At 47.8% G+C, this 12213-nt stretch carries 10 protein-coding genes; 6 read left to right on the plus strand and 4 right to left on the minus strand.

Translation table 11 applies throughout. The features are described 5' to 3' along the window. Nucleotides 1-45: 45 nt before the first annotated feature. Nucleotides 46-648, plus strand: coding sequence for a MerR family transcriptional regulator (locus ACN081_RS02160; protein ID WP_419103094.1), 603 nt, complete (start codon nt 46-48; stop codon nt 646-648). Nucleotides 649-730: 82 nt separating this feature from the next. Here ACN081_RS02160 and ACN081_RS02165 read toward each other — a convergent pair whose 3' ends face one another. Further along, a complete protein-coding gene (locus ACN081_RS02165) occupies nt 731-1504 on the minus strand; it encodes a ParA family protein (RefSeq protein ID WP_419106805.1) in 774 nt (257 codons plus the stop codon). A gap of 315 nt (nt 1505-1819) precedes the next feature. Here ACN081_RS02165 and ACN081_RS02170 point away from each other — a divergent pair, with 315 nt between their 5' ends. After that, a complete protein-coding gene (locus ACN081_RS02170) occupies nt 1820-5272 on the plus strand; it encodes a pyruvate carboxylase (protein WP_419106806.1) in 3453 nt (1150 codons plus the stop codon). Nucleotides 5273-5458: 186 nt separating this feature from the next. Then, entirely contained in the window at nt 5459-6871 is a 1413-nt protein-coding gene (locus ACN081_RS02175; protein WP_419106807.1) for a mycothione reductase, read from the plus strand. A gap of 96 nt (nt 6872-6967) precedes the next feature. On the opposite strand, the gene ACN081_RS02180 is transcribed toward ACN081_RS02175, so the two are convergent. Beyond that, entirely contained in the window at nt 6968-8980 is a 2013-nt protein-coding gene (locus ACN081_RS02180) for an AMP-dependent synthetase/ligase (RefSeq protein ID WP_419106808.1), read from the minus strand. Further along, nucleotides 8977-9735: an alpha/beta hydrolase gene (locus ACN081_RS02185; protein WP_419106809.1), complete on the minus strand. Its 759-nt coding sequence runs from the start codon at nt 9733-9735 to the stop codon at nt 8977-8979. Before ACN081_RS02185 ends, ACN081_RS02180 begins: the two co-directional genes overlap by 4 nt. 240 nt (nt 9736-9975) lie before the next feature. Here ACN081_RS02185 and ACN081_RS02190 point away from each other — a divergent pair, with 240 nt between their 5' ends. Then, entirely contained in the window at nt 9976-10746 is a 771-nt protein-coding gene (locus ACN081_RS02190; RefSeq protein WP_419106810.1) for a lysophospholipid acyltransferase family protein, read from the plus strand. A gap of 115 nt (nt 10747-10861) precedes the next feature. Here the strand turns inward: ACN081_RS02190 and ACN081_RS02195 are convergent, their stop codons facing one another. Beyond that, a complete protein-coding gene (locus ACN081_RS02195; protein WP_419106811.1) occupies nt 10862-11422 on the minus strand; it encodes a hypothetical protein in 561 nt (186 codons plus the stop codon). A 201-nt stretch (nt 11423-11623) separates the two neighbouring features. Here ACN081_RS02195 and ACN081_RS02200 point away from each other — a divergent pair, with 201 nt between their 5' ends. After that, nucleotides 11624-11866 carry a hypothetical protein gene (locus ACN081_RS02200; RefSeq protein WP_419106812.1) on the plus strand — a complete coding sequence of 81 codons (243 nt, stop codon included), beginning with the start codon at nt 11624-11626 and terminating at the stop codon, nt 11864-11866. Nucleotides 11867-11887: 21 nt separating this feature from the next. Continuing rightward, nucleotides 11888-12097, plus strand: coding sequence for a hypothetical protein (locus tag ACN081_RS02205; protein ID WP_419106813.1), 210 nt, complete (start codon nt 11888-11890; stop codon nt 12095-12097). Nucleotides 12098-12213 lie beyond the last annotated feature (116 nt).

The following is a 12213-nucleotide window of genomic DNA, read 5'->3' on the forward strand; positions in this document are numbered from 1 at the left end:
GTTCAACCTTTGAACCTAGCTACACAGAACTCAGAAACTATACCGATGGATCAGCCTATCTTAGGGTTTGAGCAAGTAATGCCCAAACAGCCCCCTCAGCAAGGTGAGCAGGGCGTACTCTTCACTGACTCCGTCTCACTCGTCGACGAAAACCTCGGATACCGTGGGCCAGTAGCATGTAAAGCTGTAGGAATTACCTACCGCCAATTAGACTACTGGGCTCGCACCAAACTCGTAGAACCTACCGTTCGATCAGCTTCTGGTTCCGGTTCTCAGCGTCTTTACTCTTTTAGAGATGTCCTCGTCCTAAAAATTGTTAAGCGTCTTCTCGACACGGGGGTTTCTCTCCAACAGATTAGAACTTCCGTTAAACATCTACGGACCCGCGGAATTGAAGACCTCTCCGGTATCACCTTAATGAGTGATGGCGCAAGTGTATACGAGTGCACTTCACCTCATGAAGTAATCGACCTTGTACAAGCTGGGCAAGGTGTCTTCGGTATTGCTATTGGGCGAGTCTGGCGTGAACTCGAAATTAACCTTGCGAACCTTCCAGGCGAAAACACCTGCGCAATTTCTGACGATGAAGAGCTCGCACCAACAGATGAGCTTTCCTTACTCCGTGCTAAAAAAGCAAACGGAAGCTAACCTCAATATTCTTAAAATATTTTAGCGAGGGGTCTTATACAAAAGATTTTGTATAAGACCCCTCGCCTGTTAAACGAAAGAGTTACGTGAGCCCCTGAAGAATGTCAGAGAACACGGCGGCACAACGTTGAGCATCATCACTGGGCCAATAATGCATAGGATAGGCAGAACCCTGAACGCGTTGGAACTCCTCAAAATCTTCTAAGAACTGGTCAGCAACAAGATCACCAAATAAGACCTTCATTTCTTCGACACGATAAGAATGCTCATTACTGTGAGGACGAACCTTATTCAAAATAACCGAGGCAGAAGATACAGAATACTGACTATTTTCTTCAAAACGTGTGATAGCTCGGAGGGTACGTTCTGTACCAGCAACCGAAAACAAAGAAGGCTCAGCTACCGAAATAACACGATCAGAAGCCGCCCACGCCATAGACGTAAGTACCCCCAACGTTGGAGGGCAATCAATGAAAACTACATCATAATCATCAACGTTACCCTGAAGGAGATTCAAGAGGCGCGATAAATACTGGGACAATGGGGCTTGCTCTAATGGAGTAGACGAAGCACTGCCTCGTACAACGTGAACAACTCCATCAGAGTTCTTCTGTCCTTGAGCAATAGCATTCCACCCAGAAAGAACAATATTGTCTCTCAACGAGAAACGTTCTGGATCAGCAAGCATACTGCCGATATCTGCTCCTGTTGTAGGAGCATTCAAACCTGTACTCGCATCACCATGAGGGTCTAAATCAATCACAAGAACCTTCTGCCCAGCGTGCAGAGCTGCTGAGGTAAGACCAAGAGTAACTGAAGTTTTACCAACCCCACCTTTAAGGCTGCTGATACTCACAATCAGTGGCATAAAAAATGGCCCCCGCCCAAATCCAGAACACAAATCTAACGTGCAATTTTTACACAGTTAACATAATGCTACCGAACTTTAGCGGTAACTCCTGCCAAAGGTCACCAAAATATCGCATTGTGGGCTTAAATGTAGATAACCACAGCAGATGCCCTATAACTATGTAAACTTTAGGTATTCTTGGCTCCACCAAGAACAAAAAAGGGCAAAAACTAGCAATGATGCATATAGTAGAGCTAGTCACACACCGTGAAAACCTCTACCAAGAATGCCTCCTACGCTAGGCAGATTGGAACTAAACACATGTTTGAAAAGATTCTTGTCGCAAACCGTGGCGAGATTGCCATTCGTGCATATCGCGCCGCCTACGAACTTGGTGCAAAAACAGTTGGCGTATTCCCTTACGAAGACCGCCACTCCATTCACCGTCAGCAAGCCGATGAAGCCTACCCTATCGGTGAAGAAGGACATCCTGTTCGTGCGTACCTTGATATCAAAGAAATCATCCGCGTCGCCAAAGAAGCCGGCGCAGATGCCATCTACCCAGGATACGGTTTTCTCTCAGAAAACCCAGACCTTGCACGTGCCGCAGAAAAAGAAGGAATCACCTTCATCGGACCACCACCAGAAGTCTTAGAACTAGCCGGTAACAAAGTCGAAGCACTACGCGCAGCACGAGCAGCAGGCATACCCGTCCTCAAATCTTCCGAACCGTCCAAAGACACCGAATATCTACTAGCAGAAGCCGAAAAAATTGGGTTCCCCATCTTCGTCAAAGCAGTAGCAGGTGGCGGTGGACGCGGAATGCGTCGAGTCGAAAGCAAAGAAGCCCTACCCGACGCGCTCGCCTCAGCAATGAGAGAAGCAGACACTGCCTTCGGCGACCCCACCGTATTCCTCGAACAAGCAGTACTGCGCCCGCGCCATATCGAAGTGCAAATCCTTGCCGATGCACAAGGGAACATCGTGCACCTCTTTGAACGTGACTGCTCCTTGCAACGGCGACACCAAAAAGTTGTCGAAATTGCACCGGCACCACAACTCGATGAGAACATTCGACAAGCGCTCTTCCGCGACGCCGTCAAATTCGCTCGTGAACTCGGCTACCAAAACGCTGGAACCGTAGAATTTCTTGTAGACACCGCAGGCGAACGCGCCGGAGAACACGTCTTCATCGAAATGAATCCACGTATTCAGGTCGAACACACCGTCACCGAAGAAGTCACTGACGTAGACCTCGTCCAAGCTCAAATGCGTATCGCTTCAGGAGAATCCCTCGAAGACCTCGGCATTAAACAAGAAGAACTGCACGTTCGAGGCTCAGCCTTACAATGTCGCATCACAACTGAAGACCCTGCCAACGGATTCCGACCTGACGTCGGAAAAGTGTCATACTACCGATCAGCAGGTGGTTCTGGCATCCGATTAGATGGCGGAACCGTTTATACCGGAGCTCAAATCTCACCACACTTTGACTCCATGCTCGTAAAACTCACCTGCCGTGGACGAAACTTCTCGGCAGCGGTGCAACGTGCACAACGCGCGTTAGCAGAATTCCGTATCCGCGGAGTTGCCACCAACATCCCCTTCTTACACGCGGTACTTGAAGACCCCACCTTCCAAGCTGGAGACGTCTCAACACCGTTCATCGATGAACACCCAGAACTGTTACGCAAACGTCCCTCGGGTGACCGCGGCACAAAAGCCTTACAGTACCTTGCAGAAGTGACCGTCAATCAGCCTCACGGGGCACGTATTGAAGGGCCAGACCCTCGCCATAAACTTCCTCGATTCCCCGGGGACAAAATTGACGAGCCTTTCCGCTCGCCCTTCGACCACGGCGAACACGAACGACCCCGAGGATGGCGGCATATCCTGCAAGAACGAGGCCCAGAAGGATTTGCACAAGCACTACGCGAATACCAACCTATCGCCATCACTGACACGACGTTCCGAGACGCCCACCAGTCTCTTCTAGCAACACGTCTAAGAACCCGAGACCTGCTAGCTGCAGCACCTGCCGTCTCACACGTGCTACCAGAACTATTCTCTGTAGAAGCATGGGGTGGAGCAACCTATGATGTGGCGTTACGCTTCCTTTCAGAAGACCCTTGGGAACGTTTGGCACACCTTCGTGCGGCCATGCCAAATATCCCCATCCAGATGCTTTTGCGCGGACGAAACACCGTCGGGTACACTCCTTATCCAGTAGAAGTAACCGATGCTTTCGTCCAAGAAGCGGCTGCTACAGGCGTCGATATCTTCCGTATCTTTGACGCTCTCAATGACGTCTCACAAATGACTCCCGCAATTGAGGCAGTACGGAAAACCGGAACAGCCGTTGCAGAAGTCGCCATGTGCTACGCCGGTAACCTCCTAGACCCTCAGGAGAAGGTCTACACTCTTGAATATTACCTTGAGCTCGCACAACAAATTGTTGACGCGGGTGCACACATCCTTGCTATCAAAGATATGGCAGGGCTACTACGTCCAGAAGCTGCACGACGTCTTGTGAGTGCTTTACGTGAACGCTTTAACCTGCCAGTACATCTTCACACTCATGACACTGCTGGCGGACAAATCGGAACGTTATTGGCTGCTGTAGAAGCAGGGGTAGACGCTGTCGACCTTGCCTCCGCTACCCTCGCTGGAACAACTTCACAGCCTCCTTTCTCTGCTTTCATCGCAGCGATGGACGGCACCGAACGTCAACCAGAAGTAAGCCTTGACGCGGCACTTTCTCTAGAACCTTATTGGGAAGCCATTCGAGCAATCTACCGTCCCTTTGAAAATGGTTTGAGTTCACCCACTGGGCGAGTCTACGATCACGAAATTCCTGGGGGACAACTCTCAAACCTCAGGGCACAAGCCAAAGCCCTTGGCTTGGCTGACCGCTTTGAAGATATTGAGAATATGTATGCTGCAGCGGATAAAATGCTGGGGCATATCGTCAAGGTGACACCCTCCTCAAAGGTTGTTGGTGACCTTGCCTTACAACTGGTAGGTATGGGAGTCGACCCCGAAGAGTTTGAGAAAAACCCACAGAACTTCGACATTCCAGATTCTGTTATCGGTTTCTTGAATGGAGAATTAGGAACACCTCCAGCAGGTTGGCCAGAACCGTTTAGAACCCGTGCGCTTGAAGGGCGAAAACTAGCGAAACCGACGGTCAATGAACTCTCTGAAGAGGACAGAAAAGCTCTACAAGAAGGTGGAGACACACGTCGTAAAACACTAAACAGGCTACTTTTCCCTGCCCCGACACGAGAATTTGAACGTGTCCGTCAAGACTATGGTGACGTTTCTATCCTTCATACTCGAGATTTCCTTTACGGAATGATCGAAAACCGAGAACATGTTATCTCCTTAGGAAAAGGAGTGCGTCTTATCGCCAGCCTTCAAGCAATCTCTGAACCAGATTCTAAAGGTATCCGGCACGTCATCTGCACGCTTAACGGACAATCCCGAACTGTCGAAGTACGAGATCTCTCCATTGAATCTGATGTTAAAGAGGCAGAAAAAGCTGACCCCACCAACCCCGGTCATGTTTCTGCACCTTTTGCTGGTGGGGTAACGATTACCGCCACGGTAGGAGACCGTGTCGAAGTCGGAGAACAAATTGCCACCATTGAGGCAATGAAGATGGAAGCATCTATCACCTCACCCGTAGCCGGCGTTGTGGAACGAGTCGTCTACCAAGATGTTACTCAAGTGGCAGGTGGAGACTTGCTCATCGTAGTTAACACCAACTCATAAAAACATAACTCACTAGGTGATGAGGTCTTTCTTTAACAAAACTTCTTTTTTGTTAAAGAAAGACCTCATCTTTTATCAACGCCGTAGCATAAACACATCAAAGGCTGTCAACGAGGGAATAGAACCACTATCAAACCCGTTATAGTCAGCAGAATCTATCCCGAACACTCATTTCACGGAGGAAACATGACCGAAGAATACGACCTCATCATTATTGGATCAGGCTCAGGGAACTCTCTCATCGATGAACGCTGGGAACATCAAAAAGTTGCCATCGTGGATGGCGGAACGTTCGGAGGAACCTGCCTGAACTTCGGTTGTATCCCCACTAAACAATACGTTTATCCCGCAACTCTTGCCTACGAGACTACTCATATGCAACGCCTTGGCGTGCAAGCTGAGCTTGTGAACGTTTCATGGAAACAGATGAGAGACAGAATCTTTACACGCATTGACGCAATCTCTGAAGGCGGGCTCAACTACCGCAAAACCCTCGATAACGTTACTGTCATCGAAGAGTACGCACATTTCATTGATACACATACCCTTCAAACCGATAGTGGGCGACAACTACACGCACCAAAGATTGTGATTGCTGCCGGCTCACACACCACCATCCCCGAAAATATTGATGGCACCCATAGCCCACTAGTGCACACCTCTGACACTATTATGCGCATTGAAGAACTCCCCAAGAGTCTCATCATTATTGGTGGAGGGTTTATTGCCGCAGAATTTGCACACGTCTTCAGCTCCTTAGGTACTGAGGTCACTCAGCTACACCGTTCAGAAACTCTGCTACGTGGTGCTGACGAACTCATCTCAGAACGTTTTGAACACAACGCACGTAAACAATGGAGCGTATACACTAATACTCCCGTCCATGCCATCGAGACAGACGAGAACACTCAGCAAGTCACGGTTCGTGCAAAACATGAAGGAGAAGAAAAAACTTTTAACGCAGAACTCGTTCTCTTGGCTGTTGGACGAACACCAAACAGCGCATCGCTCAAACTCAAAGACGCCGGTTATGATGTGGTAGACGGTGGGTTCCTCGCAGTTGACGAATACCAGCGGGCACTATCGAACGGAAAAGTTGTAGAGGGCGTTTTCGCCTTAGGAGATATTAGTTCACCGTGGATGCTCAAACACGTCGCTAATGCACAGATGCGAGCCGTACAACATAACCTATGGGAAGGCGAAGACCTACACCGCGCAGAAAACAACATCGTTCCAGCTGCTGTTTTCACACACCCGCAGATCGCTAGCGTAGGACTCACCGAGAAACAAGCCCTGCAACAGGCAGAAAAAGAAGGCTTTGAGATTGTTACTAAAGTCCAAAAATATGGTGATACCGCCTACGGGTGGGCGATGGAAGACACCGAAGGCTTTGTCAAACTTATCGCTCGTACAGATACCGCAGAACTATTAGGGGCACATATTATGGGCGCTGAAGCATCATTACTGATTCAGCCCCTCATTCAGTCAATGAGCTTTGGACAAAACCTAAGAACTCTAGCTCGCGGACAGTACTGGATTCATCCAGCACTCACAGAAGTTGTTGAGAACGCTATTCTAGGTCTTGACTTGCACTCCTAAAAAGTTTGTACCACCATTAACGAGTGATGGGTGTTGGCTTCAATCCCTTAAGCGGGAGGAGCCAACACCCATCATCTTTTTATCAAGGTAAGGTTATTATTCGCTGGAGGATTCGTCCTGACCGGCGCTATGTTTAGGTGTGTAGTCCTTAATCTGCTCACCTAATTCAATGAGTTTATTGCCAGTTTCTTGACGGAACTCATCAAGTTTCTCGGCACGTTCAGCACGTTTAGCTTCAGCACGTTCAGCACGCTCTGCTCGGAACTCTTCGAACTTCTTAGACTGCTCATTGACAGACTCTTTAGTACGGTTATAAATATCCTCAATATATGAAGCAAAATCATGCGAAACTACAGCACGTTTAATTTTTTGTGACGGAGTCAAATGCCCTTCTTCTTCGGTAAAATCACGGTTCATAATACGGAACTCACGAATAGATTCCGCTCGTGACACAAACGTGTTTGCCTCATCGATAAACTTCTGAATAGCCTCACGAACTTTAGGGTTAATAGCCGCATCAGAAATAGACATCTCACGCGGTAAACCAAGATGCTCTAACTCATCTGGTAAAGCGTCTGGGTCAAGGGTAATCAGTGCCGCAATAAACGGTTTCTCATCGCCAATAAGCATGGCATTAGAAACTAGTGGGGAAGTACGTAGACGCTCTTCAGCAACTGAAGGAATAACGTTTTTACCACCAGCTGTCACAATAATTTCTTTTTTACGTCCGACAATCTTAATAAAACCACGCTCATCAATTTGAGCTAAGTCGCCGCTACGGAACCAACCATCCTCTGTGAAAGCGATAGCGTTTTCTTCAGGGTTATCAAGATACCCCGTAATGACACCAACACCTTTAAGCTCTAACTCGCCGTCTTCAGCAAGACGAGCAGCACCACCAGGTAACAACGTACCAACATTTCCGACCTCAAAGTCGCGGGTGCGTCCAACACAGATAGGACCGGTACATTCAGTTAGTCCGTACCCCTCAATGACCATAACACCTACTGCATGGAAGAAATGGCCTAACCGAGGAGCTAAGGGGCCTCCACCAGATACCGCATATCGGAGGTTTCCTCCCATTGCTTTACGCAACTGAGAGTAAACGAGACGGTCATAGAATGCGTATTGTAGCGCTAACGTGCGGGGAACTTTTCCAGCGATAGAAGCCTTCGACCAACGAATTGCTACGTCAACAGAACGGTGGAAGAGCTTAGCGTTAACTTTTCCGCCTTTCTCTGCCTTACGCACTGACGCCTCATAAATCTTCTCAAAGAGACGGGGGACCACCAACAAGAAGGTTGGTTTAAACGAACCTAAATCAGAGGTTAGATTCTTGATATTAGAAGAATGACCAACCACAACTCCAGCGTCCATCGCCGTAATCTGAATGATACGAGCCATGACGTGAGCTAAAGGCAAGAACAACACTGTTGAACCACCCGGTTTAGAAACATTTGGTTCACCCACCAAGATGTTGGCTGCAACACGCGCAAACATGCCGTGAGTGAGAGGACAACTCTTAGGTTTTCCCGTTGTGCCAGACGTATAAATAATGGACGCGATAGAGTCTAAAGTGGCGTAGGAACGGCGCTGTTCAACTACCTCATCACTAATATCCTGACCTTTGCGGACCAGTTCTTTGAGGTCACCTTGATCAATAACCCAGGTATTGTCTAATACAAGGGGAGCGAACTGCTCACCTTCAGCAACAGTGTGAGCAAGGGCTTCTGTTTCTACGAACACTGCTTTTGCCCGAGAGTGCGAAAGCGCCCAAGCGGCTTGAGCAGGTGAAGAAGTTTCATAGACAGGAACTGAAATGGCGCCGGCATACCAGATTGCAAAGTCAATCAGCGTCCACTCATATCGGGTGCGGGACATAATGCCAACGGTATCGCCAATTTCGATGCCTGCAGCAATCATACCCTTAGCAAGGTCTACTACCTGTTTTTTAAACTCGGTGGCACGAATAGGTACCCAGTTGCCAGGGGAGTACTGGACACGGTAAAGAACGGGGTTCTCACTATGTTGTACTTTACGTTCCAAAATATCGGTAACGTTGAGCTGTGGGTCACAGGTGACAGCTTCTGGTACTGAAACATACTTCATAAGGTAACTTTCTGGCTCAATTCACATGATGTGAGAAAAACAGTAGCATGTTCAAAGATGAACGGGGCATCATTATCAAGAGTTGCCACATGATAGCTATTCTCAAGCTCAATAAACTCTACCGGGCAGAGCGCATTTTTCAGAAAATAACGGTGCGAAGCATCTGAAACCACATGATCTTGCCGTGAACGAAAATATAAAACTGGTTCAGACAAAAGCGGTATCACCGGACGCAACTGTCGCCCCAAAAAATGTAACTGCGCTGCAGAGGCAGTAGGAACTCTATCATAAGCACCCTCATCAACACCTTCTAACGCAATATCAGAAGCAATAGAAGACGTACTTGAGATAAAAAACTTCGCATACGGAGTCAAAGACAACAACGGGGTTGGATCTACAACATAAGGATTAATAACAATTGTTCCCACCACCGGACGACGAGCAGACTGATAAAGAGCTAACGCCCCACCCATCGACAAACCCGCAATAACAACGTCACACCCTTGAGAACGTAAACGCCAATACGCCTGATCTACCTCAGCCAACCAATCATGACGAGAAAACCTCGACATATCCTGCCATGAGGTGCCATGACCCGGCAGACAAGGAAGTTCTACCGAATATCCCAACCCCATCAAATGCTCAGCTAAAGGACGCATGCTCCACGGCGAACCCGTAAAACCATGCAACACCAGCACACCGATAGACTTTTGACCACGAAAAGATATCGGCTGATGGTTAAAAATACCGGCCAAAACTATATCTCCTGAAGGTGCCTCATCGGAACGCGAACACCACTCATTATAAGGTCACTAAACAGCATTCACCTCGTATCAAAGACACAACTGTCACAAAAACACTCCAGCAAAAATAAACCTGCACTACTTAGGCCATGACAGTTCTCAAGCCACGCAACCAAAACGAGATGCAGACAGAACACTATTGATAAACTATGAATGCATTCGACGCTCGTGTAGAGAGGCACACCCACAAGAATGAAAAATACCCAAAGCACCCGCCTATATATGGTCCTCAAAAAAGTTTGCACTCCACTGCTTGGACGCATCTATCACCACAGCGTCCAAGGACAAGAAAACTTACCAGCAGGGGGAGCCATTCTTGCCAGCAACCACTTAGCATTTTGCGACTCCCTCTTTATCCCCATGTCAGTACCTCGACAAGTATTCTTTCTCGCAAAATCTGATTACTTTACCGGAACCGGACTCAAAGGACGCCTCATGCGCTGGTTCTTCAGCGGCGTTGGACAAATTCCTATGGACCGATCTGGTGGAGCTAAAAGCCAAGCCTCTCTCAACCAAGGAATCAACAAACTACACGAAGGCTGCTACCTCGGCATCTACCCAGAAGGAACAAGAAGCCCCGACGGCAGAGCCTACCGAGCAAAAATTGGTGTTGCAAAACTTGCCCTGAGCGCTCGCGTTCCAGTGGTTCCTATCGGGCAAATCGGAACAGACCGGGTCCAACCACTTGGAACAAATGCTGTACGTTTCAAAAATGCTGACGGGTCCGCTATTACCGTAGAAACACGTATTGGAAAACCCTTAGATTTCTCCGAATACTGGGACCGTGCATCTGACCATAAAGTTCAACGCCTTGTCGCTGACCGTATTGTGGAAGCAATCCGTGAACTTAGCGAACAAGAATACGTTCCGGTTTATGCTGCAGACGTCAAAGACCGCATGAAAAAACATCATGTCACAGCAGAAGAAGCTATTGCTGAGATAACGAGGTCGTCTCATGGATAGACGTTCTTTATATGTTGCCTTAGAGCCCTCTAACGTTCGGGTCTAGTTTCTCCCACTGAACTTTTACGCCTAGCTCGTATGCGTGCTGGTACGGGTTATACATTTTGTCCTGCCTTTATTCATATTGTTCTTCGATGTCGTCGAATGGTTCCTGCTTTTTGGCTGCAAGGGTGTAGTGCTCTTGCCATTGTTGACCGTATCTGTCCCATAGCATTTTGTGGTTGGTGTATAGGTCTGGTCTGAATTCTGTTCCGTCTGGTGTGGTTGTTCCGATGTGGTATTGCATGTCTTCGGCGGTGGGGATGTTTTCTCGCCAGTGTTTGTCTTCTGCTAGTTGTGTTGGCGTGGAGAAGATGGGTGTTTCTTGGTTGAGGTTTTCGCCTTGGTCGAGACGGCGTTTTAGTTCGTTGATTAGTTCGTTGTTTGTTGCGTTTAGTAGTGCGCCTTTGGCTCTGATGTTTTTTGCGTGTTGTTGTGTTATGAGTTCTGCTTTGACTGCTAGGTCGAGGAAGTCTAGTCCTGTTGCTAGGGAGATGTCACGAAGAGTCTCAAGAGTGAGAGTAGAGCGTCCTGTTAGCTGGTTATTTAACTTGTGATGAGGAACCCCCGTCTTCAACGCCAGCTGTAGCACTGAGGGAACTTGAGCTTTTTCTAATAGATATTGAGTTATTGCCATACAGAAAAGTATCGCAGTATTGCGAAAGTTTTGCAACCTTGCTAAATAATTTCGTGTTCCTAATATTTTTTTCACAAACATAACACCTTGTCAATCAGGGATTTACAGCAAGAACACAAAAGTTTTTCGCAAAAAGGCTTTGCAGTATTGCTAAATTGTGTTGTAAGGTTGAGTCATCGAAACCAAGGAGGTGAACAACCAATGGCAAACACCAAGCCACTAATCTTCAACCCAGACTCACTCTGGTTCATCGCAAGCCGATACGGAGTAAACAACATGGCAGACCTAGCAAACCTACTCGGGTTCAACCCAGACGCAGTACAAAGCTGGGCACAAGGCAAAACCGCCCCCACAAATAACGAAGCTGTACTACTCATGCACAAGACAGGGTTGCCAGCAGAATGGTTCGCAAAGTCACCAGAAACACCCCTTATGGCTGCCTAAAAACACAAAAGGAAAACCAACGTGAACAGCCCAACAATGATGGAACTAGCACAATACAGAGGATTCTTCTACATCAGCGAAGTAGCACCACTACTGAACCGTTCCGTCAAAGCACTACAAAACGAACGCTCAGCACAAAAAGGATTCATGGCTGAAGCATACCGACCAGAAGGTCAAAGATTCGTACGAATCCCATACGAAACAGTCATCAAAGAACTGAACAAAAAATAAAAACTTCCATAGCAAAAAGCTAACTGATACTTGATAACCAAATATCCCCAGTAGGAAAGTACGGGAGTCGTCAGGCATCAATTGGTCCTGCTGTGTTCTGTGAGATTAATTCGCCG

The organism is Rothia sp. P13129 (assembly GCF_048512865.1).
GTDB lineage: Bacteria > Actinomycetota > Actinomycetes > Actinomycetales > Micrococcaceae > Rothia.

Excerpts from the sequence above, each read along its gene's own strand:
- ACN081_RS02160 (WP_419103094.1), top strand. The coding sequence starts at position 46 with ATGGATCAGCCTATCTTAGGGTTTGAGCAAGTAATGCCCAAACAGCCC.
- ACN081_RS02170 (WP_419106806.1), top strand. The coding sequence starts at position 1,820 with ATGTTTGAAAAGATTCTTGTCGCAAACCGTGGCGAGATTGCCATTCGT.
- ACN081_RS02175 (WP_419106807.1), top strand. The coding sequence starts at position 5,459 with ATGACCGAAGAATACGACCTCATCATTATTGGATCAGGCTCAGGGAAC.
- ACN081_RS02180 (WP_419106808.1), bottom strand. The coding sequence starts at position 8,980 with ATGAAGTATGTTTCAGTACCAGAAGCTGTCACCTGTGACCCACAGCTC.
- ACN081_RS02190 (WP_419106810.1), top strand. The coding sequence starts at position 9,976 with ATGAAAAATACCCAAAGCACCCGCCTATATATGGTCCTCAAAAAAGTT.
- ACN081_RS02195 (WP_419106811.1), bottom strand. The coding sequence starts at position 11,422 with ATGGCAATAACTCAATATCTATTAGAAAAAGCTCAAGTTCCCTCAGTG.
- ACN081_RS02200 (WP_419106812.1), top strand. The coding sequence starts at position 11,624 with ATGGCAAACACCAAGCCACTAATCTTCAACCCAGACTCACTCTGGTTC.